This window comes from Vicinamibacteria bacterium, assembly GCA_035570235.1.
Lineage (GTDB): Bacteria > Acidobacteriota > Vicinamibacteria > Fen-336 > Fen-336 > DATMML01.
Genome location: DATMML010000127.1, coordinates 1 through 22,248, shown reverse-complemented (window position 1 = coordinate 22,248; position 22,248 = coordinate 1). Strand labels below are relative to the sequence as shown.

General features: G+C 69.7%; 18 protein-coding genes. 11 read left to right on the top strand and 7 right to left on the bottom strand.

Annotated elements, in window-relative coordinates; translation table 11 throughout:
- The first annotated feature begins 1 nt into the window (after window position 1).
- From VN461_22590 to coaE, 10 genes are all read left to right on the top strand, one after another.
- On the top strand, window positions 2-460 hold the full coding sequence (locus VN461_22590) for an invasin domain 3-containing protein (GenBank protein HXB57568.1): 459 nt from the start codon (window positions 2-4) through the stop codon (window positions 458-460).
- A 151-nt stretch (window positions 461-611) separates the two neighbouring features.
- The gene (locus VN461_22585; GenBank protein ID HXB57567.1) at window positions 612-1,955 is read left to right on the top strand and encodes a tetratricopeptide repeat protein; all 1,344 of its coding nucleotides are present in this window, start codon (window positions 612-614) and stop codon (window positions 1,953-1,955) included.
- A gap of 3 nt (window positions 1,956-1,958) precedes the next feature.
- Window positions 1,959-2,324 (top strand): roadblock/LC7 domain-containing protein, encoded by a 366-nt coding sequence (locus tag VN461_22580; protein HXB57566.1) that lies wholly within the window; start codon window positions 1,959-1,961, stop codon window positions 2,322-2,324.
- Between the two features lie 100 nt (window positions 2,325-2,424).
- Window positions 2,425-2,904: an acetyl-CoA carboxylase biotin carboxyl carrier protein gene (accB, locus tag VN461_22575; protein HXB57565.1), complete on the top strand. Its 480-nt coding sequence runs from the start codon at window positions 2,425-2,427 to the stop codon at window positions 2,902-2,904.
- A 39-nt stretch (window positions 2,905-2,943) separates the two neighbouring features.
- Complete coding sequence (gene accC / locus VN461_22570; GenBank protein HXB57564.1) at window positions 2,944-4,308, top strand: acetyl-CoA carboxylase biotin carboxylase subunit; 1,365 nt, start codon at window positions 2,944-2,946, stop codon at window positions 4,306-4,308.
- 33 nt (window positions 4,309-4,341) lie between these two features.
- On the top strand, window positions 4,342-6,708 hold the full coding sequence (locus tag VN461_22565) for a hypothetical protein (GenBank protein ID HXB57563.1): 2,367 nt from the start codon (window positions 4,342-4,344) through the stop codon (window positions 6,706-6,708).
- Between the two features lie 281 nt (window positions 6,709-6,989).
- Complete coding sequence (locus tag VN461_22560) at window positions 6,990-8,654, top strand: hypothetical protein (GenBank protein ID HXB57562.1); 1,665 nt, start codon at window positions 6,990-6,992, stop codon at window positions 8,652-8,654.
- A gap of 24 nt (window positions 8,655-8,678) precedes the next feature.
- Window positions 8,679-11,135: a hypothetical protein gene (locus VN461_22555; protein HXB57561.1), complete on the top strand. Its 2,457-nt coding sequence runs from the start codon at window positions 8,679-8,681 to the stop codon at window positions 11,133-11,135.
- Complete coding sequence (gene folD / locus VN461_22550; protein HXB57560.1) at window positions 11,132-12,037, top strand: bifunctional methylenetetrahydrofolate dehydrogenase/methenyltetrahydrofolate cyclohydrolase FolD; 906 nt, start codon at window positions 11,132-11,134, stop codon at window positions 12,035-12,037. The genes VN461_22555 and folD overlap by 4 nt, the downstream gene beginning before the upstream one ends.
- A gap of 6 nt (window positions 12,038-12,043) precedes the next feature.
- Window positions 12,044-13,345 carry a dephospho-CoA kinase gene (gene coaE, locus VN461_22545; GenBank protein ID HXB57559.1) on the top strand — a complete coding sequence of 434 codons (1,302 nt, stop codon included), beginning with the start codon at window positions 12,044-12,046 and terminating at the stop codon, window positions 13,343-13,345.
- On the opposite strand, the gene VN461_22540 is transcribed toward coaE, so the two are convergent.
- From VN461_22540 to kdsB, 7 genes are all read right to left on the bottom strand, one after another.
- Entirely contained in the window at window positions 13,342-14,526 is a 1,185-nt protein-coding gene (locus VN461_22540; protein HXB57558.1) for a tetratricopeptide repeat protein, read from the bottom strand. The genes coaE and VN461_22540 overlap by 4 nt on opposite strands.
- A complete protein-coding gene (locus VN461_22535) occupies window positions 14,523-15,068 on the bottom strand; it encodes an HAD-IIIA family hydrolase (protein HXB57557.1) in 546 nt (181 codons plus the stop codon). Before VN461_22535 ends, VN461_22540 begins: the two co-directional genes overlap by 4 nt.
- 13 nt (window positions 15,069-15,081) lie before the next feature.
- Window positions 15,082-16,041 (bottom strand): KpsF/GutQ family sugar-phosphate isomerase, encoded by a 960-nt coding sequence (locus VN461_22530; GenBank protein HXB57556.1) that lies wholly within the window; start codon window positions 16,039-16,041, stop codon window positions 15,082-15,084.
- Between the two features lie 129 nt (window positions 16,042-16,170).
- Window positions 16,171-17,691, bottom strand: coding sequence for a hypothetical protein (locus VN461_22525; protein ID HXB57555.1), 1,521 nt, complete (start codon window positions 17,689-17,691; stop codon window positions 16,171-16,173).
- A 43-nt stretch (window positions 17,692-17,734) separates the two neighbouring features.
- Entirely contained in the window at window positions 17,735-18,523 is a 789-nt protein-coding gene (gene kdsA / locus VN461_22520) for a 3-deoxy-8-phosphooctulonate synthase (GenBank protein ID HXB57554.1), read from the bottom strand.
- Window positions 18,524-18,567: 44 nt separating this feature from the next.
- On the bottom strand, window positions 18,568-20,208 hold the full coding sequence (locus VN461_22515; protein HXB57553.1) for a CTP synthase: 1,641 nt from the start codon (window positions 20,206-20,208) through the stop codon (window positions 18,568-18,570).
- Window positions 20,205-20,981, bottom strand: coding sequence for a 3-deoxy-manno-octulosonate cytidylyltransferase (gene kdsB, locus VN461_22510; protein ID HXB57552.1), 777 nt, complete (start codon window positions 20,979-20,981; stop codon window positions 20,205-20,207). The genes VN461_22515 and kdsB overlap by 4 nt, the downstream gene beginning before the upstream one ends.
- Window positions 20,982-21,065: 84 nt before the next feature.
- Between kdsB and VN461_22505 the strand changes: the two genes are divergently transcribed.
- A partial coding sequence (locus tag VN461_22505; GenBank protein ID HXB57551.1) for a hypothetical protein occupies window positions 21,066-22,248 on the top strand: 1,183 nt, incomplete at its 3' end.

Here is a 22,248-nt window from a genome sequence, read left to right as displayed (position 1 = left end):
CATGAGACTTTCCAGCACTCAAAGACGTCTGTGGCCGCTTGCTCTGATCCTCGGGCTGAGCGGATGTGACAAGCTCGACCGGGTCTCCGTTCCTGGCCTGGTCGGGCCCTCCGAACTGGGTCTCTCCGTCCAGCTGACGGCGACGCCCGACGTCCTGAACGCCGACGGCATCAGCCAGTCCATCGTGAGGATAACGCTCAGGGATCAGAACGGCGCTCCCGCCCCCGGCAAAGCTGTCTTCGTCCAGCTCGCGCGAGGGGACGGATTCATCATAGCGGGCAGCATCCTGGTGGGGCTCCTACAAACGGGTGTCTCCGTGACGACGGACACCAACGGCGTGGCCCAGGTCGTCTACAACGCGGGCACCGCCCGGGGCACATTCGCGACGATAGCAGCGCGTCCGTACAGCTTCGACGCGAATAACGCGCTCTTTGGCACCGTCATGATCCTCCAGGAATAAGAACGCCCGGCGGCCCGCCCCGGCCGCTGAAGGAGGCGCGCGGCTCCGCAGTGTTTTGAACGTTCCCGGCCTCCGTGATAGCGTAGCCGCGACCTCGACCCAGCGCCGCTCTCCGCTTGCCAGTCCGGGGCGCGGAAGCCCCTGAGGGACCGTGGCCGACAACACCCGCATCGACGAGCTTCGTAGGCGCCTGGACAAAGAGCCGGGCTCCCGGCTGTTCGCCCAGCTGGCGGAGGAACTGCGCAAGGAGGGAGAGCTCTCGGATGCCATCCGCGTGGCCCGCACGGGCTTGCTCCAGCATCCGGCCTACACCTCCGCTCATATGACCCTGGGGCGGGCTTACCTAGACACGGGCGACCTCGCCGGGGCCCGGGCCCAATTCGAGGCGGTCTTGAGGGGCGCCCCCGACAACATCCTGGCCAGCCGCTTCTTGGGGGAGACCCTGGAAGCCATGGGGGATCTCGGTTCGGCGTTGTTGCAGTACCGCGCGACGCTGCGCTTGGCTCCCGGGGACCGACAGGTCGAGAGCCAGATCCGTGTCCTGGAAGAGAGGCTGGGCGCCCCCACGTTGCGCAAGGCTACGCCCCCACCTCCGCCGGCAGCCGCTCGGCCGCCCCTCCCTCCCGGGCCGACCGCGATGGCCGAGGCGCCCGCCCCGCCGGTCGCCCGCGAGCCCTCCCCGGTGGAAGAGCCTCCGCTGCCGCCCGCGGCCCCGCCGATGGAGGCTCCGAGAGCGGCCGAGCCCACATCCGCTCCGGCGCCGCCCCCGGTGCCGTTTACGCCCCCGAGCGAGGTGAGCTTCGACCTGGAGGCGCCGTTCGAAGCGGCGCCGGAGGCGCCCGGCCCCGTGGCGTCCGCGGTGCCGTCCCCACCGGAGCCACCTCCCCCCCCACCCCCTCCCGCGGCCCCGCCGCTCGAGACTCCGCGGGCGGTCGAGCCCCCACCCGCTCCCCCCCTGCCCCTGGATATCCCGTTCACCCCCGCGACCGAAGTGAGCTTCGACCTGGAGGCGCCGTTCGAGACGCGTGGTGGGGCCCCCCTCGCCCCCGAGCCCAGCCCCGGGCGCCGGCTGACCGACCAGGGCGAGGCCGAGGCCCGGACGGTGTCCCCCCCCGTGGTGGCTCCTTTCCCTCGGGAGCCGCTGCCCCCGCCGAGGGAGCCCGACCTGATCTTCGAGCCCGAGCCAACCCCAGTCCCGCCGCCGCCCTCCGAGACCCCGGGGCTTTCGTCCTCGACCCTGGCCGAGCTCTATTTCAAGCAGGGCTTCACCGAGCAGGCCGTGGAGGTCTACAAGGAGCTTCTGCAAAAGGAGCCGGAAAACGAGCGCTTGCGGGCGCGGCTGGCGGAGATCACCGCCGTCGACCGGGCTCCCCACGGCGCGAGCCCGCCCACATCCGGAGGGCCCACCGCCGACGCGCGGGCGGAGCGGCGTCGCGTCCTGGAGCAGACGATCGCGCGCTTCGAGGACATGTTGGCGGCGATCAAGAGGGGGTAAGGGGTGGCGGCTGCTTTCGCAAACGTCTTGAGAGGGGTCGCGGAGCGGGTGCCGGAGACCCAGGTCCTAATGATCATGGGCACCGACGGCATCCCCATCGAGCGCCTGACCGTGCGGCCCGACCCCAACCTGGATGCGGTGGCCGCGGAGTACACCACGCTTCTGCGCGCCAGCGTCTCCACCGCCAGCGACACCGGCCTGGGCGAGCTGCGGGAGCTCACGGTGGTGACGGAGAAGATGATCGCCCTCCTCGTAGGGATCACCCGCGACTACTTCCTCTTCGCCGCCCTTTCCCCGGGCGCCCTCACCGGGCGCGCCCGTTTCGTCCTCCGCTTGGCCAGCCTCAGCCTCGAAAGCGAGTTCCAGTAACGCCGCGCCCGCGTCCGTTCCTTGACAACATTGCCGGGGGGGGCAAATAATGGGGCTTTCCGCGAGACCGAGAGGAACCCCCCCGACCAAAGGAGAGCGATTGGACCTCAGCGACCTCAAGGAAATCCTGCAGATCCTGGAGGACCGGCAGATCGCGGAGTTCGAGCTCGAGCAGGACGGGATGAAGCTCCGCGTGTGCAAGGCGGCGCGCGGGAATCACGCGGCACCGACGGGACCCGGGCTTCCCCCCGCTTCTCCCCCGCCCTTCTTCGTACCGGGCGCCACCGCTCCCCCGGCCCCCGCCGCCGCCCCGGAAACGGCGGCCCCCGATTCCGATGGGACCATCGTCAAGAGCCCGATCGTGGGCACGTTCTTCCGGGCTGCCGACCCCAACGCGGCGGCCTTCGTGAACGTGGGGGACCAAGTGAAGGTAGGGCAGGTGCTCTGCATCATCGAAGCCATGAAGCTAATGAATGAGATCGAGGCGGAGATCACGGGAGAGATCCTGCGCATCCATCCCGAGAACGGCCAGCCCGTCCAATACGGCGACTCGTTGTTCACGATCCGTCCCACCCCCTAGCATGGCAGCCCCGGCCGCGGGCGGCCCCGGCTCCGAGTCATGTTCAAGAAGGTACTGATTGCCAACCGGGGCGAGATCGCCCTCAGGGTCCTTTGGGCCTGCAAGGAGCTCGGGCTCAAGACCGTGGCCGTCTACTCCGAGGCCGACCAGGGCAGCCTCCACGTGCGCTTCGCCGACCAGGCCGTGTGCATCGGACCCGCGCGCAACATCGACTCGTACCTGAACATCCCGGCCATCATCAGCGCCGCCGAAATAACGGGGGCCGACGCCATCCATCCCGGCTACGGGTTCTTGTCCGAGTCCAGCTACCTGGCCGAGATCTGCGAGGCCTGCAACATCAAGTTCATCGGGCCCGGGCCCCAGGCCATCCGGCTCATGGGCGACAAGAGCCGAGCGCGGAAGGCGATGATGAAGGCGGGGGTGAAGGTCCTCCCCGGCTCGGTGGGAGTGCTGGAGGACGAAGAGAAAGCGGTGAAGGTGGCACGGGAGGTCGGCTTCCCCGTCGTCCTCAAGGCCTCGGCGGGGGGAGGGGGCCGGGGGATCCGCGTCGTCCGCAGCCCCGCCGACTTGGCCCAGGCGTTCCGCGCCGCCCAAGCGGAGGCCGCGGCGGCCTTCGGCGTTCCCGATGTCTACGTCGAGAAGTACATCGAAGGGCCCCGACACATCGAGATCCAGGTCATGGCCGATACCAAGAGCAACGTGGTGCACCTGGGGGAGCGGGAGTGCTCGATCCAGCGCCGCCACCAGAAGATCCTGGAAGAGGCCCCTTCCACGGTCGTCTCCGAGAAGCTGCGCCGGAAGATGGGGCGCACCGCGGTCGAGGCGGCCGCCGCCGTCCAGTACGTGAGCGCGGGGACGGTGGAGTTCCTGGTCGACGAGGAAGGGGACTACTACTTCATGGAGATGAACACCCGAATCCAAGTGGAGCACGGCATCACCGAGCTCATCACCGGGCGGGACCTCGTCAAGGAGCAGATCCACGTGGCGGCGGGGGCCCCCCTCTCCTTTACCCAGAAGGACGTGACCTTTAGTGGCCATGCCATCGAATGCCGCATCAACGCGGAGGACCCGTTCACCTTCGTCCCTTCCCCCGGCATCATCCGCCACTTCCACGTTCCCGGGGGCCCCGGGGTCCGCATCGACACCTTCGCCCACGAGGGCTGCGAGATCTCGCCCTACTACGACAGCCTGGTGGCCAAGCTCATGACCCACGGCCGAGACCGCAAGGAGGCCATCGCCCGCATGCGCCGCTGCCTGGAGCTGATGGTTGTGGAGGGCATCAAGACCAACATCCCGCTGCACCGGCGCATCTTGGACGACCCGGACTTTCAAGCCGGGCGCGTGGACACGCGCTTCATGGAGCGTTACCGGCTCGCCAAGAATGTGGTCCCCGCGGCTTCCTGACCCCCGGCTCGGCGCCAAGCCGCCCCTTCCCTCTTGAGCGGCACGGCATCCGAGGTCGGCGCGGGCGAGGATGGGAACCGTTGGCTCCCCTGGTTGCTCGGTCTGATCGCGCTCCTGCCCGACCTGGGCGCGGCCGTGCCCGGCCGCTGCTACTACTTCCGCGACTTCAGCGTCACCTTCTATCCACTCCGGCTCTTCGCGGCGCGGGAGTGGGCGGGCGGACGATGGCCGCTCTGGAACCCCTACATTCACGAGGGTTCCTTCGCCTTGCCTGTCTTCTACCCTCTCGACCTGCTCCACGTACTCTGGCCGAGCCCGGCCGCCGTGTCCTGGCTGCTGACCCTGCAGTTGCCCCTGGCCGCCCTTTGCGGTTACGCGCTGGCGCGGGACTTCAAGGCGAGCCGCAAGGGGGCGTTCGTGGCCGGCTCCGTCTATGCCCTGGGGGGTCTTTGTCTCTCCTCCCTCAGCCTCTACGTGTTTCTCCAGGCCCTCGCCCTGGCTCCGGTGGTTGCCCTGACCTTTCGGCGGGCCGCCGCTCGCGGCGGCCGCTGGGTCCCCCTGGCCGGTCTCGCCCTGGGCGTTTCCCTGACCACGCTCGCCCTCGAATTTGTGGTCCAAGGTCTGGCTCTGGGGCTGGCCCTGGGCCTGGCCGCTTCGCGCGGTCGGGCAGGGGTGGGGCGGATGGTCACCGCCGTTCTCGTCGGTCTGCTGCTGGCCGGGGTCCCGGTCGCTCTGGTGGGGGGGATGCTCGCGGAGACCGTTCGCGGGGGCGGCTTTCCCCCCGAGGTCGCTCTGGGCAACGAAGCCCACCCCCTGAGCCTGGTGCAGGCGGTCATCCCCGGACTCTTCGGCTCTCTCTCCTCGCCCGTCGAGTCTTGGTGGGGGGGCCACTTCTTTACTAAGGGATTCCCCTACTTCCTGAGCCTTTACCTGGGGCCCCATGCCTTGGCCTTGGCCTGGAGCGGAATCCCGGCCCTCGAGAAGCGGCGACGGTGGATCCTGCTCGGCGGAGCCGGTCTGGGCCTCTGGTACGCTCTGGGCGCCCGGGGCGGGCTCGCTCCCTTGGTCTCCGCCCTGCCCCTCCTTCGATCGTTTCGGTTCCCCAGCAAGGCCCTGCTCCTGCCCCATTTGGTCGTTTCGGTCTTCGCGGGTCTAGGGGCGGACCGCCTCTCCCGAGGTCAGGGATGGGGCCGGTATGGCCGGGCGGCCGGGCTGGCGGCCACGCTGGTCCTCGCCTTGGCTGGGGTCGTCCTCGCCTTTCCGGACCCGGTGGGGGCCTGGGCCCGGATCGAACCCTCATTTCGCGTGGTTTTGGGGCAGGTCCTGTCCGTGGGCTGCCTGAGGGTGGCGGTGGTCGCCCTGCTGGGGGTGAGCCTCGCCGTCGCGGTTAGCAGGGGATGGATGCGGGCGCGTCCGGCCACGGCCTTGGTGATGGTTGTGCTCGTCCTCGACATGGCCGAGGCGGGGTCTGGGCTCAACCCGCAGACGACACCCCGGTTCTTCGACCCTCTGCCCGAGATGGCGGCCCAGGGCCTGAACCGACAGGATGGGGGGCGGGTCTTCACTTACGGCGTGGACTACAGCCCCGCCTTCCTCTTGTTCCTGAACCAGGGCTCCCTTGGGCGCGGTCTGGCCTCGTTCTTCATCAACCGCCAACTGCTCGCCCCCTATAACAACATCCTGGACGAGGTCGAGAGCCCGGAGGCCAAGGACCTCACCTCCTTCGTGCTGCGGCCCCCGGAGTTCCTACCGGAGGAATATGCGCCCGGCGCGATAGCGGGAATTCTCCCCCGGCTCCGCAATGCGGCGGTGACGCGAATCCTGAGCCTCGACCCCCTGGAGCATCCCGAACTCAAGCTGCGCGCCGCCATCCCCGTCGGGGCGCCCGGCCTCCGGATCCACGTTTACGAAGTCGAACGGCCGTGGCCGCGCGCCTTTCTGGCCTGCGGCGTCCTCCCCGCGCTCGGACCGGAACAAGCGGCGAGCGCCCCCTTCGAGGCCGCCTTCGATCCCTCGCGGGAGGTGGCTCTCGAAGAGCCAGGGGAAGCGACGTGCAGCAATGGCACGGCCGCACGGGTCTCGGTCGTACCCGGCGAGGAGCACTACCGCACGCAGAGCGATGGCTGGGGTTATCTCGTGACCCGGGACAGCTTCGCCCGAGACTGGGTCGCGACCGTGGACGGTCGTGCCGTGAGAGTGCGGCGGGCCAACGGCAAGCACCGGGCGGTGCCCGTCCCGGGCGGCGGCCACGAGGTCGTGCTGCGCTACCGCCCACGCGCACTGAACCTGGGGCTGGCCGGGACCGGGCTTGGCGTCCTGGCCATCGTTCTTCTTTGGATCCGTGGCCGGGGCCCCGCGAATGAGGAGTCAGGCCCGGCGAGCTCACCCCGCCGGGTGTAGGCGTACTGCCGAGGGGGCCTGAGGATGGTGCTCGAAGGAGTGCACGGCGCTGCCGACCTCGCCTGTTGCCGGCAAGGAGGGAGGCTCCGGCGCCTGACCGCGGGCGAGGGGGGGCCTCGTGACCCGGTGGCGGCCGGCCTCGACGTCCGCCTTCCGATCCGCTTGCTTACTCCGTTCGCTCGTTTCCCCCTCACGCGGTGCTCGCGCGGAGAGGGGTCTGGCCGGGGGCGGGGAGCGGCCGCGAGACGGAGGCGGGAATTCACGGCCCCGGAGGCGGGAGGATGACCCTGTTCGGGGCGCTCGCGCGGGGGAGCGGACCGGGGGCGCCGCCGGCAGGGGCAAGCGTAGTCGGGCTCCTGCTGGGCATCGTGGCCAATTTCTGGGCCCAGTTCGGCTGGGTCCGAGCCACGAACTTCGGGGGGAGCGACGAGTGGCTCATCATCTCCCTGGTCTCCCGCGGCATCCTTTCCGTACCCTACGCGAACCGGCCCTGGGTCTTCCTGTGGACGCTGCCCTGGGTGAGGATCCGGCCGCATGATCTGGCCGCCTACTATGTGGCGGAAACGACCTACCTGGCTCTGTCCGGGTGTCTCGTTTTCATGATCTGCCGACTGCTCATTCCCCGCTACCCGCTACTCTCCTTCCTGGCCGGCGTCTTCTCGGTTGTTTGGGCGCCCCTGGATTTCCTGCGTCTGGATACCGTGCTCCTCACCGGTTACTCCGGGTTTGCCTTCGGGACCCTGCTCGCGATCCTCCTTCTCTTGCAGTCGTGGAGCGGGCAGAGCGTGCCCCTCCTAGCCCTGGGCGCCCTCGTGGGCCTCGTCACCACCCGCGGCATTGAAGGCGTCGTTCCCTTCCTTGCCGCCGCCCCGCTTCTGCTGGCCTGGATGACCACCGATCGCTCCCGTCGCTTCTGGGGCTGGGTGACGGGATGGGAGGCGGTGGTCCTGCTCGACGTCGCTCTCGTCCTGGTCCCCTTCTTGCGGCCTTCGGGCCCGGGGTCGTACCAGGGCTCGGCCCTCGGGCTCGATCTCAACCCCGCAAACGTGGCCGTGCGCTTGCTGCGGCTCTTCGGCCAACACCTGCTACCCCTCGTTACCAGTCCGGTCCGGGAGCTGGCGGTACCGGCGGTGCCCATCGCGGTGGTGGTTTTCGCGGCCGCCTATGCCCTGGCCCGACGCCTGGGCGGGGCCGCGCCCGAGGGCCGGGAGGCGCTCGCCCCCTTGGCGGGCCTGCTCGGGCTCGGGCTGCTCTTGGCCTTCCTCGGCTACAGCCTCTTCATGCTCAGCCCGTCGATCCTGACCCCGGCGCGCACCCAGGTCCTGTCCTCTCCCGGCATAGGGATGGTCCTGGCCGCGGGGGTGGGCGGGGCCGTGAGCTTCCTGCCCGCCCGCGCGCGTACCGCGGGGGCCCTGCTTCTGGGCTCCTGGATCGTGGCCGTGGGCGCGGGGCGCACGGTGGCGATGCAGAAAGAGTGGGACGAGTCCAGAAGCCGCTTCTCCGTCCAGCACCGGACGCTGGCCCAGCTCACCCGATCGGCCCCCCGCCTCAAACCCCACACCCTCGTTGTCCTCATCGATGAGGCCAAGGCCTGGCGGGCCACCTTCACGTTTCGCCATGCCGTCGAGTACCTCTACCCGGGAGAGGCCACCGGCCTTGTCTGGGGGGCGGAGGACTTCCTGTACCCGGCCTATTTCCAGCCGCAAGGAGTTCTATGCGTCCCCTGGTCCATCCTCTGGAGCGCTTGGAATTCGCGGCCCACGGCCCATCGCTACGAGGAGTTGCTGGTCGTGCGCCTGACGGAGGAGGGGGAGCTCTCGATACTGGAGCACTGGCCGGAGGCGTTGCCGCGCCTTCCCGCGGGCGCGGCCTACGCGCCCTGGTCGCGGGTGGAGGGGGAGGGCCCCCTGCCCCCTTCCCGGGCCATCCTCGCGCGCGGGCCTTGAGGGATCGGATATCATCGCCCGCGGATGCGATTGAATCCCACCGCCCGAGCCTGCGCCCTCGCGTTCCTCACCGCCTTCGTTGCCCTCTTCACGCAGATCCTGGTCCACCGCATGGTCTCGTTGAAGCTCACCAACAATCTTGCCTTTCTGGTGATTTCCTTGACCATGCTCGGGTTTGCCTGTTCGGGGGCCGTGCTGAGCCGTGCTCGAGCAAGGCTTCTCGCGGAGCGTGAGGACGTCATTCTGCTGTCCGGGGCCCTCTTCGCCTTGACGCTGCTCGCCGTCACCGCCGCTTTTTACCGCGCCCCCGCGGGTGCCCAATGGGCGCCCACCCGAGGGGAGTTCCTTGTCTCCTTCATGGGGCTCATTCCTCTGGCCCTGCTCTACGCGGTTCCCTTCGGCTTCTGCGGCCTGGTTCTTGGCGTCCTCTTGGCCTCACCCGACCTGCCCGTGGGCCGCGTGTACGCCTACGACCTCTTGGGTTCCGCCGCGGGTGCGGTCGCCGTCATCCCCGCCATCTCCGGGCTGGGGGTGGAACGGGCGAGCTTGCTCGCGGGGGCGGTGATGGTGGTCGGCGCCTGGCTGCTGAGCCGGCCTCGCCGCGGCGTCGCCCGGGGGGCGGCGGTTCTGAGCCTGCTCGCGGTCTTGCTGTGCGCGCTCTTCGGCGACCGCGTCTTTGACATGGCCTATCCGCGTGGATCCGTTCTGGACCTGGATAAGGACCCCTCGGGTGGCTTCGCCCTCGAGTACGCGGCGTGGGATCCCTTGGCGCGCATCGAACTCTCCCGCATTCCCTTTCCGAGCCCCGACACCGTCCAATGGCCCTACCTGGTGGGAGCGGACCCTCTCTTCTTGGCCCGCTTCACCCACATCCTTACCCAGAACAACACCGCGTTCACCTACGCCGTGGACTACGGCGGGAAGCCGTCGCTCTCGGGTATCGAGCAGACGCTCTACGCCGCGGCCTACGAGGCGACCTCCGTCCCTCACCCCCGGGTGCTCGTGATCGGCGTAGGGGGGGGATTCGACGTCCTGACCGCGCTTCATGCCGGCGCGGCGGAGGTGACGGGCGTGGAGGTGAACGGCGCCACCATGGACATCCTGACCCGCCGATACCGCGACTACTTTCGGGCTTGGACGGAAGATCCGCGGGTTCGCCTGATCCGCGCCGAAGGAAGGAACTTCCTGGCCAGCACCCCGAAGCGCTTCGACGTCATCCAGCTCTCGGGAGTGGATTCGGTGAGCGGCACTCCCGCCATGGCCCACGTCTTCTCTGAGAACTACCTCTACACGAAGGAAGCGTTTGACGGGTACTTGGCCCGTCTGAGTGACGACGGCATCATGAACATGATGCGGACCGAGTATCGGCCGCCCCGGGAGATGCTTCGTGCCCTGGTCACGGCGGTGGGGGCTCTGCGTGGGGCAGGGGTCAGCCGGCCGGCCGACCACATTGCCATGCTGACCTCCGGGGATGGACTGTTCTCGGCCTTGCTGGTGAAGCGGACGCCCCTCCTGCCCGTCGAGTTGCAGCGCCTGGAGTCGTGGGCGAGCCGCAGCCCCTTCTTCGGACTGTCCGCGGCGCCCGCCCTAAACGAACAGCGCGCGAATCTCTATCAGGCCTTCCTGTCCCTGGGGGACGCCAGGCGGGAAGCGGCTTTCACCGAGGTCTATCCCTTCGACGTGCGTGCCGTCGACGACGACCGGCCCTTCTTCTTTCGGTACTCCTATTGGAGCCATCTCTTCCCCCAAGACGCGGTGGTCGCGGCCAGCATCCCGGTGATGGAGTATGGCCTGCTCCTCCTGCTCGTTTTCACCGGGCTTGTGGGGGTAGCCTGCGTCTACCTGCCGCTCCGGGAGCTCGGGGGAGCGGGACTCAAAACGCCCCAGGCGGGCCGTTATGGTGTCTTCTTTGGGGGCTTGGGCCTCGGTTACATGGCCATCGAGGTCGCTCTCGTTCAGAAGTTCGGGCTCTTCCTGGGACATCCGAACTATGCTTTGTCCGTGGTTCTGGCCGTCCTCCTCCTGAGCACGGGTCTGGGCGTCTTGTCCTCGGGATGGCTCATGGCCAGAGTCCGCGAACTGCGCTACCTGAGCTACGGCTTGGCGGGCCTGTTGCTGCTGGGGCATGCGCTGGTGCTCACGCGGCCGGCGGGGGGGGTAGGCTTCCCGTTTTGGGTGCGGGTCATCATCGTTTGCAGCGTGGTCGCCCCCATCGGCTGGTGCCTCGGGTTCTTCTTCCCCACGGGTCTCGACCGCCTCAAGAGGCAAGATCCCGCCTCCGTTCCCTGGGCCTGGGGGCTCAACGGCATCTTCTCCGTCATCTCTCCTGTCCTGAGCGTGGCCGTCTCCGTGACTTGGGGGTTCAGCGCCCTCCTCCTGGCCTCGATCCCGGTGTACCTGGTGGCCTCCTTCGCTCTGCCCTCGGAGAGCACGGGGGAGGGAGCGGCGGCGCTCGAGGGGTACCGCTCCCGGGCCCTATGAGCGCGATGCTCCTGGACGGCCGAGCCACCGCCCTGGCCATCAACGAGGAGGTTCGCGAGAGCATCCGCGCGCTGGAGGCGCGCGGGGTCCGGCCGGGCCTGGGCGTGCTCCTGGTGGGGGAGGATCCCGCCTCCGCGATCTACGTGCGCAGCAAGACCCGCTCCTGCGAGGAGCTGGGGATCCGTCACGAGACGCGCCATCTCACGGTGAACGCCTCCACGGCCGAGGTGGCCCGGGTGGTCGAGGACTACAACCGGCGGTCGGACATCCACGGGATCCTCGTGCAGCTGCCGCTGCCTCCACAAGTGGAGACCCTCCGGGTCCTCGACCTCGTGGACCCGGCCAAGGACGTGGACGGCTTTCACCCCCAGAACGTGGGCCGCCTCGTCCAGAAGCGCCCCCGCTTCGTTCCCTGCACGCCGGCCGGAATCATGGAGCTTCTGGCCCGGAACCGCATCGTCGTCTCCGGGCGGCGGGCCGTGGTCCTGGGACGGAGTGACATCGTGGGCAAGCCGATGGCTCTGCTCCTCATGCACGCCGATGCTACCGTGACCGTCTGCCACTCGCGCACCCCCGACCTCCCGGCCGTCACCCGGGAAGCGGACATCCTGGTGGCGGCGATGGGTCGAGCGGGCCTGGTTCGGGCCGCGCACGTGAAACCGGGGGCGGTGGTCGTGGACGTGGGGATGAACCGGGTGGATGACCCGGCGCAGGCCCGCGATTTGCTTGACGAGACGAGGATGGCGGCGTTCGCAAAGAAGGGCTACGCCCTCGTGGGCGATGTGCACGCCCCATCCGTCGCCGAAGTGGCCTCCGCCCTCACCCCCGTGCCGGGGGGGGTCGGTCCTCTCACCATCGCGATGCTCATGAAGAACACGGTGGCCGCGGCTGCGCAACCCTGAGCGGGGGTGTTCCTGACCATGCTTCGCGTGGGCCTCACCGGGGGCATAGCTTGTGGGAAGTCGCATGTACTGAAGCGGCTGGCGGAAGGCGGCCTCGACACCTTGGACCTGGACCAGGTGTCGCGCGCGGTCATGGCCCCGGGTGGGGCCGCCTACGACGAGCTCCGCGCCGCCTTCGGGCCGCCGGTTCTGGACTCCGAGGGGCGGATAGACCGCAGGGCTCTGGGGATGATCGCCTTCGCGGACGCCGGCGTGCGCACCCGCCTGAACGCGATCGTCCACCCCCGGGTCCGGCAGGAGGAGGCGCGCTGGGCCGCCGCCGCCCGCGGGCCCGTGCTCGTGACCGATGGCGCCCTGCTCGTGGAAGCGGGGGTGCACCTGCGCTTCGATCGTCTGGTGGTGGTGCACTGCCCGCCGGCCGAGCAGCGCCGTCGACTCCGGGAGCGCGACGGACTGGACGAAGCCTCAGCCCGGGCGCGCCTGGCCGCCCAGATGCCGATCGAGGAGAAGCGGCGCTTCGCCCATTTTGAGGTGGACACGTCAGGAAGGATGGCGGACACCAACCGGGCCGCGGACGCGCTCTTGCGCGACCTCCGCGCCCTGGCCGCGGCTGGCCCCCTCCGCGTGGAGGTTCCCCGCGAGCGGTGGCTGGGCGGCCTCCTTTACGGGCCGAGCGCGGGCCCGCGCGGGCTCGACCCCCTGACCCTCCTGACCGAGATCGCCTCCGCGGGCGGGCTCGAGATGGAACGGATCGGTCGACGGTTGCTGCCCCCCTGCCCGGACGCTTGGTATCGCTGCCCCGCCGGCCATCCCGACCCCGCGCCCGGTCCCGCCACCCTGGCCCTGCCGGTCGTGCTGTGGGCCCTCGCGCGCGGGGGCCCCGACCCGCCCTTCCTGGCCGCGGCGAGCGCGTCCCTTGCCCGCCTCACCCACTCGGAACCGGACTCCTTGGCCACCGCCATCGTGTTCGCGCTGGCCCTCCAGGAGGCCGCGGTCGCGGGCGGTCTACCCGACGATCTTCGGAACCGACGAGCCTCCTGGCGCACCCTGGCCGATCGGTGGGGTGGCGGCCCTCCGTCCGCGTCGCTCGACGCGGTCTTCGACGCCGCCCGGGAGCATCCCCGGGACCCGCGCGCCGCCCGCGCCGCCCTGGGCGGCCAGGGGGAAGGGGCGGATCTGGGGGGGGCCTTGGTGGGCCTGGCTGCGGGGGTGTCCGGGGAGACGGTACCCCCGCCCCTGCTCGAGGCCGTGGACGGCATGGCCGGCCTCCAGGGGCGCGAGCACCCCGCCCCCGAGGCGCCGGGCTAGCGCGTCCCCGCCGCCAGCCCCAGCCGCTCCTCCACGAAGGTGTTCCACTCGTGGCAGTGCGGGCACCGCCAGAACATGTCGTCCGCCCGGTAGCGGCAGGCAGTGCAGATGTGGGGATCGGCGTAGAAGACGGACTCCTCCGCCACCGAGACGTAGCGGACTGCCTCCTCGGTCAAGCCGCGGGCGCGCAGCGTCCGCCAGGCCTCCAGGTGCACGATCAGCACCTGGGGGTTGGCTTCGACCGCGCGGAGGAGGAGGCCGAGGGCCTCCTCCGTCTTCCCCTGGGCGCGCAGGTGACGGGCCAGGGCCAGGCGGCCCCGCCACTCCTGGGGGTCCTGACCAATGATGCGCTCACAGAGGGTCGTGAAACCCGAGGGCTCACCCGCGGCCGCGTAGGCGTGGGAGAGGCGGTCAAAGGTGAGGTAGGCCCGCTCGGGCACCGCCTGGATGGCGTCCTCCAGGATGGCCGCCGCCTTGCGGGGGTTGCTGGCCGCGCAGAGGTCGGCGAGCCCGAGGTAGGCGGGGAAGACGCGGCGGTCGAGGGAGAGGGCGGTCTGGAAGGACTTCTCGGCCTCCCCGGGGTGGCCGGCGGCGGCCGCCTCCCGGCCCATTTCCGCCTGGAGGAAGCCCAGCACGAGGCTGTCGTTCGTCTTCCGCAACCGGGCCAGCCGGGTCTGGACCTCGTAAGCCTCGCGCCACTGGCGCTGCTCCTCGTGCAGCTTCTGCTGGCCGGTGAGGGCGTGGATGTTCTTGGCGTCCACCGCGAGGGCCTCTCCGAAGGTGTGGGTGGCCCGGTCGAGAAACCCCGCCTTGCGGAAGTCGGTGCCCAGGCTGGCCAGGGCGCGGGCCCGCTCCGCGCGGGTCAGGTCGCCCCGCGCGAGCAGGTCCTGGTCCAGGTGGATGGCGCGCTCCACCTGTCCCGCCTCCCGGAGGAGATGGCCCAGCACCTGCAGGACCTCCACCGCGTCCTTGTCCTCCCGGGTCACCTTGGTCAGCTCGCTGATGGCGAGCTCGAGCTGACCGGCGGCCAGGTAGTGCAACCCCTGGGTGTAGTGGGGGGAGGAGAGGAGGCCGGGCCGGCCCCGGGAGTTGCCCCGCCGCCGACCGGCGGCCCAAGCCCGTCCCGCCAGCACGCCCGCGATCCCGGCCAGCAGGACCGCGAGGAGGGCGGTGTCCGTCAAGGCGCGAGCACGCCGACCGCGGCCGCGGCGCGCTCCCAGTCTCCCCGGGCGCGCAGGATCGCTTCCACGAACTCGCGCAGGCAGCCCCCGCCGCCCCTCGCCTCCATGATCATGAAGGCCTGGGCCCGCACCTCGAAGGGGGCGTCGGCGGGGGCGGCGGACAGGGCCACCGCGTTCATGACCGGCAGGTCGTTGAGGTCGTCGCCGATGTAGGCCACCTCTTGGGCGGTCAGGCCCTGCTCGGCCAGGATCTCGCGGAGGGCGGCGCCCTTGTTCGAAATGCCCTGCCGGACCACGGCCATCTCCAGCTCGGCCGCGCGCCGGGCCACCGCCTCGGAGACGCGCCCGGAGAGGAGCCCGGTCAGAAGCCCCGCCCGTCGGGCCATCACGATGGCGAGCCCGTCGCGGATGTGGAAGGACTTGGCCTCCTGACCGTCGGGAAGCAGGAGCACCGTCCCGTCCGTCATCACTCCGTCCACGTCGGTCAGGATGAGCTTCAGGGCGCGGCAGCGCTGGGCCAGGGCCTCATCGTTACTGACCATTGACCGGCCCCACTCAGATCATCTCCGTCTTCCAGAGGTCGTGCAGGTGCAGGACTCCCTCGATGACCCCCGCCTCGTTGACCACGAGCAGGGCGGTGATCTTGCGGGTCTCCATCAAGTCCAGGGCCCGCGTGGCCAGCTCCCGGCGGCCCACCAGGACGGGGTCCCGGGTCATGCACTCTCCGGCCGAGCGGTCGAAGAGGGTGTACCCGTGCCGTTCCATCTGCCGGCGGAGGTCCCCGTCCGAAATCACCCCTCGGAGCCGGCCGTCCCCGTCCGTGACGGTGGTCAGGCCCAGGCGCTTCCGGGTCATCTCGAAGAGCACATCCTTCATGAGCGTCTCGGGGGTCACCCGCGGGATGTCGTCGCCGGTGTGCATCGCGTCCTCCACCCGCAGCAGCCGTTTCCCCAGCCGACCCCCGGGGTGGAGCACCGCGAAGTCCTCCACCGTGAAGCCGCGCCGCTCCAGGAGGGCCATGCTGAGGGCGTCGCCCATGGCGAGGGCGGCGGTGGTGGAGGCGGTGGGAGCAAGCCCGAGGGGACAGGCCTCCTGGCGGATCGACACGTCGAGGTGAATGTCGGCCGCGCCGGCCAGGGGGGAGCGTGGGTTGCCGGTCAGGGCCACCAGCGGCGAGCCCAGGCGCTTGACCTGGGGTACGAGGGTCAGGACCTCGCCCGTGTCGCCGCTGTAGGAAATGGCGAGAACCACGTCCCCCTTGACGATCCGACCCAGGTCCCCGTGGATGGCCTCCGCGGGGTGCAGGAAGAGAGAGGGCGTCCCCGTCGAGGAAAGAGTGGCGGAGATCTTCTGGCCAATGAGGCCGCTCTTGCCCATCCCGGTCACGACGACCCGCCCCGCGCAGGCAAACACCGTCTCCACCGCGCGCTCGAAGTCGGCGTCGATGCGCGGGAGCAGATCGCGGATGGCCTGGGCCTCGATCTCCAAGACCTGGCGGGCGATATTACGGGACATGTGGCAATCGTAGGTTTAGGGCGGACCCGAAATCAAGGGACGCTGGGCAGAGGCGACGCGTGGAGGGCAGCCCCGGGCGGTGGGCCTGCGCCCCCACGGTCGAAGGGGGGAGAGTGGGGGCGGTCTTCCTCATGGCGGCCAGCATCCTCCTCCGCCCTCCCGCGCATAGACGCTGATCACGGTCGGCTGACCCACGCGCGCCAGCGCGCGGAACGCGGTCGCCTCGCCCAGCCAGGCGCCGGGGACGGGGCCCGCGTCCCCGGGCAGGGTGAGATGGGTGATGCAATGGCGGTCGAGGAAGGCGGCGCGGAGAGTGGGGTCCCAGGTCCCAAAGAATGCGCGCACCTCCTCCGTCCGGCGGGCGTAGTCCGGCCCGATGGGGTGGGACACGTAGGCCCGGCAGGCGGTGAGGCCGGCCGCGTACTGGCCGATGTCCGGCGGAGAGAGCAGCACGTCACCCGGTCGGCAACTCCCGCGCAGGGCCTGCGCTACCGCCAGTCGCTCCGAGGGCACGAACCAGGGGCCGGTGGGGCCCGAAACAAGGCGGAGGGCGGCCAGGGCCGTGCCCGCCAGAGGGAGCACGGCCACGAGCATCACTCCCGGTCCAAACCGCGCGAGACCCACCGCCCCCAGCGCGAGCAGGGGTACTCCCACTCCCACCAGGAACTGGAGGGAAAAATGCACCGGCCGCGCAAGGATGATGGCGGCCGCGAGCAAGGCCCAGGCCCAGAGGTGGGCGCGCGGGCCACGAGCGTCCGGCGCTCCCCTCCCGCCCGGGATGGCCAGAGCGGCGAGGAGGGCGGCCGGGCCCAGAGCGAGGGCGAAGTCACCGAGGCCCGGGAACTCATAGAACGCGGTGCGGTAAAAGGCGAAGGCCGGAGTTCGGTAAAAGAGCCAGTAGTTGTAGAGAACGACGGGGGCGAGGCCGGCGAGGGGGAGGAGGCGCCGCCAGGAGAGGCGGATCGGCTCCGTGACGAGCACGCCCAGGGAGCGGATGGCGACCAGGAGCACGAGGTCGTAGGGGCGGACCAGGCCCAGGACCGTCCCCAGCGCGCTCGCCCCAACCTGGCCGAGGGGGGTTCGCGCTCTTAAGTAGGCCCAGAGCGTCCACAAGAGGAGCGCGGTTCCGGTCACGAAGTGGGCGTTGACGAGAAGCCCGATGAACGGGAAAAGGCCCGTGAAGAGGTCCAGGTACCAACGCCCCTGGTCCCCGAAGGTGAAGAGAATCCCCCCCAGGCCGCCCCCCATTGTCACGAGGAGAAGCGCGGGCAGCCGATGAGGGTCGGGAAGCCCCATCGCGCGGAGCCAGGCATCGAGGCCAGCCAGCAGGGCCAGGGCCGCGGCCAGCCCCAGGAGGCGATAGGCCACGAGGGGATGGTGCCCCAGGGCGGCGGAGAGCCGGCCCACCAGCCACCATTCGAGGTTGAGGAGGGCGGGGGGGTGGGGTTCCTCCACCAGCTTGTTCCGGAACCGGAAGGCGCCGTCCTCCGCTTGCTGGACGAAAGAGAGGTAGTTGTACTGGTCGTCGGCGTAGAAGAAGAAGCCGACGAAAGTGGTGCCGGGGGGAGGGTCGAGCGCGGCCCGAAGGTAGGGGAGGCCGGTTAGACCGGCGAGCAGAAGCCAGGCCAGGAGAACGGGCCGGGGCCCCACCCCGCGGGGGGCAGGGGATGCCGCGCCCCTGGACGGCGGCGAGCTATCCGTGGGCGGCGGCCTGCACCTTGAGGAGGCGAACCAGAAGGCGCTTCAGCCTCCCCAGCGGGTACGAGTTGGGGCCGTCGGAGAGGGCCCGGGCCGGGTTCTCGTGCACCTCCATGAACAGACCGTCGACGCCGGCGGCCGCCCCCGCCGGGCCCAGGGTGTCGATGAAGTGCGCCTCGCCCCCGGAGCGATCGCCCAACCCCCCCGGCCGCTGCACGCTGTGGGTCACGTCGAAGATAACCGGGTAACCGAACGAACGCAGGGTGGGGAAGGAGCGCATGTCCACGACCAGATTGTTGTAGCCGAAGCTGAAGCCACGCTCGGTGACCATGATCCGGCGGTTGCCGGTCGAGGCCGCCTTGTCCAGCACGCCCTTCATGTCCCAAGGGGCCATGAACTGCCCCTTCTTGATGTTCACGATCTTCCCCGTGCGGGATGCCCCCAGGACGAGGTCGGTCTGGCGGCAAAGGAAGGCGGGAATCTGCAGCACGTCCGCCACTTCCGCCACGCGCTCTACCTGGGCCAGCTCGTGGACGTCGGTGAGGATGGGGACCCCGTAGCGCGCGCGCACCCCGGCCAGGATCTCCAGCCCGCGCTCCATCCCCGGCCCCCGGTAGGAGCGCAGGCTGGAGCGGTTGGCTTTGTCGTAGCTGGCCTTGAAGATGAGGGGGACGCCCAGCTCGCCCGTGATGTCGCGGAGGCGGGCCGCCACCTGTCCGGGGTGGCGAGGGTTCTCGATCACGCAGGGCCCCGCGATCAAGAAGAGGCTCCGCCCCCGAGCCATCGTGCGCCAGAGACCCTCGGTGCCGGGGGCCGACCGACCTCCCACTAGAGGGCCACCGGCACCCGCGTGGGGGTGGCCTGGCCGAGGCGGGTCCTGTGGTTTTCCAGGCTGGCCCGCACAAAGTCCGCGAACAGCGGATGGGGCACGAGGGGCTTGGACTTGAACTCCGGATGGAACTGCACGGCCAGATACCAGGGGTGGTTCGGCAGCTCCGCGATCTCCACGAACTTTCCGTCGGGGGTCTTGCCCGAGATCACAAGACCGTGCTCGGACAGGCAACCCTCGTAGGCCCGGTTGAACTCATAGCGGTGGCGGTGCCGCTCCTGGACCTCGGCGGCCTTGTAGATCCCGGCCGCCCGCGAGCCGGGCAGCAGCCGGCAAGCGTAGGAGCCGAGCCGCATGGTGCCCCCCATCTCCTCCACCCCCAGCAGGTCCTGCAGCTTGTAGATGATCTTGTGCTCGGCATCGGGCTCCACTTCCGTGGAGTTTGCGGTGGAGAGGCCGCAGACGTTGCGGGCAAACTCCGTCACCGCCCACTGGAAGCCGTAACAGATGCCGAAGTAGGGGGTGCGGGTGCGCCGCGCGAACTCCGCCGCCGCCACCATTCCCGCCGTGCCCCGGGTCCCGAAGCCCCCGGGGACGAGGATGCCGTCCAGCCCCGCCAGCTTGGACTCCGCGTTGCCCGACTCCAGTTCCTCCGATTCCACCCAGCGCCGGACCACCCGCACGTCGTTGCCGAAGCCGCCGTGGGTCAAGGCCTCGTTCAGGCTCTTGTAGGAGTCCTCGAAGGAGACGTACTTGCCCACGATGCCGATCACCACCTCCCCTTTCGGGTTCTTGATGCGCCGGACGAGGTCCTCCCAGGCCGACATGTCCCGCCCCGCGCTCCGCAGCCCGAGCGACTTGAGCACGATGCCGTCCAGGCCCTCCCCGGAGAGGAGGAGCGGCACCTCGTAGATGGAGTCCACGTCCTTGGCCGTGATGACCGCCTCCTCCGGCACGTCGCAGTAGAGGGAGAGCTTGGCCTTGATATCGGGAGAGAGGTAGCGGTCTGTGCGGCAGAGGAGGACGTCCGGGTGGATCCCGATGGCCCGCAGCTCGCGCACGCTGTGCTGCATGGGCTTGGTCTTGAGCTCGTGGGCGGTGGCGATGTAGGGGACGAGAGCGAGGTGGACGAAGATCGCGTTGTCCCGGCCCACGTCCTGGCGGAACTGTCGCACCGCCTCCAAGAAGGGCAGGCTCTCGATGTCACCCACGGTGCCGCCGATCTCCACGATCACCACGTCCGCGTCCTTGGCCACCGCCCGGATGGCGCCCTTGATCTCGTCCGTGATGTGGGGGATGACCTGCACCGTTCGCCCCAAGTAGTCGCCCCGGCGCTCCTTGGCGATCACGGAGCCGTATATCTTGCCCGTGGTGATGTTGGATTCCTTGGACGTGACACAGCGGGTGAAGCGCTCGTAGTGCCCGAGGTCGAGGTCGGCCTCCGCCCCGTCCTCCGTCACGTAGACCTCGCCGTGCTGGTAGGGGCTCATGGTCCCGGGGTCCACGTTGAGGTAGGGATCGCATTTCATCATGGCGACCCGGAAGCCATGCCCTTCCAGCAGGCAGCCGATGGAGGCGGAGGCCAGCCCCTTGCCGAGCGACGAGACCACACCCCCCGTGACGAAGATGTACTTGGTCAACCCTGCTCCTTCGCCCCTTTACGGCCCAGGAGCTCGCGCACCCGCTCCAGGTCCTGGGGCGTATCCACCGCCGGCACCGGCTCGCCGCTCATGGGCACGACCCGGATCCGCATCCCGTGCTCCAGCGCGCGGAGCTGCTCCAACCCCTCCGCCTCCTCAAGGGGGGTGGGGGGCAGGGAGGCGAAGCGCAAGAGCGCCTCCCGCCGATAGGCATAGAGGCCCACGTGCTTCCGCGCGAGCCCGCTCGCTACCGCCCCCTCCGCCGCCCCCCGCGAGTCGGAGGAACGGACGTGGGGAATGGGGCTGCGCGAGAAATACATCGCGTTTCCCTCCCGGTCGGTGATGACCTTCACAACTGAGGGCGCGAGCATCTCCTCCACGTCCCCCAGGGGAAGGGAGAGGGTGGCGATGGGCAGAGCAGGGTCTCCGAGCAGAGCCTGCACCGCGGCGTCGATGCCCGCGGGGTCGAGCAGCGGCTCGTCTCCCTGCACGTTCACCACGATCGCGGCGTCCGTGGCCTTGACCGCCTCCGCCAGGCGGTCCGTCCCCGTGGGGTGCCGGGGTGACGTCATCACCGCCTCCCCGCCGAAGCCCCGCACCGCGGCCGCGATCCGCTCGTCGTCGGTGGCCACGAGGATCCGGTCCAGGCAGCGGGCGCGGCGGACCCGCTCGTGGACATGCTCGATCATGGTGCGTCCGTGAATTTCGGAGAGAGGCTTCCCCGGCAGCCGTGTGGAACCGAAGCGCGCCGGGATGATGGCGACGATGGCCAATTCGCTTGGGGCCCTCGTGTACGAGGAATAGTAAACGCGGGTGCGGTGCAAGTCAATCTTGCCGATGGTAGATTTGCCCGCCTGATGAAGCCTGGTTTCCACCTCCGCGCGCTGGCCCTCGCCTTCTCGACGGCCTTCGTAGCCCTCTTCACTCAGGTCCTGGTGCACCGCCTAGTCATGGCGAAGCTCGTCAACAACTTCGCCTTCCTCGTCATCTCCCTCACCATGCTGGGCTTTGCCATCTCAGGAGTGGTGCTCTCGAGGTGGCGCGAGCCCATCTTCGAGAACCAGGGTAGGGTCGTCGTGCTTTCCGCGATGATCTTCGCAGTGACCCTGCTCGGCTCCTGCGCGCTGTTTTGTGGAGCCCCTGCCCAAGACTGGGCGGCCTCCCGCCCCGAGTTCGTCCGGAGCTACTTTGCCCTTATGCCCTGGGCGCTGCTATTTGCCCTCCCTTTCTCGGGGTGCGGACTCGTGCTCGGCCTGCTCCTCGCCCGGCCCGATCTCCCCACCCGCCAGATCTACTTTGCCGATCTCTCGGGGTCGGCCCTGGGAGCCTTTGCCGTGCTCCCCGCCATCCGCGACCTGGGCGTCGAGAGGAGCTTAATCCTGGCCTGCGTCATCATGCTGGGCGCAGCTCTGGCCTTCGCTCCTCGGGGCCGCCTTGAGTGGACTCTCGCCCTTCTCGCGGGCGCCTTCATCGCGTGGGCGGCCGCCGACCCCAGCCGGGTGTTCCACATGGTCTACCCGGCCGGCTCCATCCTCGCCCAAGCCACCGCCCCCGGTTCGGGCTCGCAAATCGAGCATGTGGCCTGGGATCCCCTCTCCCGGATCGAGGTCACGCGGATCCAGCCGCCGGATCCCGAGAGATTCGCCCTTCCCAGCCTGATCGGCGATGACCGCGCCTTCCTCTCTCGCTTCCGCCGCCTCCTGACCCAGAACAACAATGCCTTCACCTACGCGGTCGACTACGACGGCCAGCCGGGCTCCCTGAGAGGCATCGAGCAGACCATCTACGCGGCCGCCTATCAGGTGCAATCGGCGGGGCCGCCGCGGGTCCTGATCATCGGGGTGGGGGGTGGCTTCGACGTCCTGAACGCCCTCTATTTCGGGGCCGCAGAGGTCACGGGGGTGGAGGTCAACGGGGCCACGGTGGGGATCCTCACCCGCACCTACCATGACTACTTCCGGGCCTGGGTGGAGGACCCACGCTTCCGCCTCGTCCAGGGGGAGGGGCGGCAGTTCCTGGCCTCTCATCCGCAGCGCTTCG

What these genes read in the sequence shown, in the direction of transcription:
- accC (HXB57564.1), top strand. Translation starts at nt 2,944, where the DNA reads ATGTTCAAGAAGGTACTGATTGCCAACCGGGGCGAGATCGCCCTCAGG.
- kdsA (HXB57554.1), bottom strand. Translation starts at nt 18,523, where the DNA reads ATGGCTCGGGGGCGGAGCCTCTTCTTGATCGCGGGGCCCTGCGTGATC.
- VN461_22530 (HXB57556.1), bottom strand. Translation starts at nt 16,041, where the DNA reads ATGTCCCGTAATATCGCCCGCCAGGTCTTGGAGATCGAGGCCCAGGCC.
- folD (HXB57560.1), top strand. Translation starts at nt 11,132, where the DNA reads ATGAGCGCGATGCTCCTGGACGGCCGAGCCACCGCCCTGGCCATCAAC.
- VN461_22535 (HXB57557.1), bottom strand. Translation starts at nt 15,068, where the DNA reads ATGGTCAGTAACGATGAGGCCCTGGCCCAGCGCTGCCGCGCCCTGAAG.
- VN461_22560 (HXB57562.1), top strand. Translation starts at nt 6,990, where the DNA reads ATGACCCTGTTCGGGGCGCTCGCGCGGGGGAGCGGACCGGGGGCGCCG.
- VN461_22590 (HXB57568.1), top strand. Translation starts at nt 2, where the DNA reads ATGAGACTTTCCAGCACTCAAAGACGTCTGTGGCCGCTTGCTCTGATC.
- VN461_22555 (HXB57561.1), top strand. Translation starts at nt 8,679, where the DNA reads ATGCGATTGAATCCCACCGCCCGAGCCTGCGCCCTCGCGTTCCTCACC.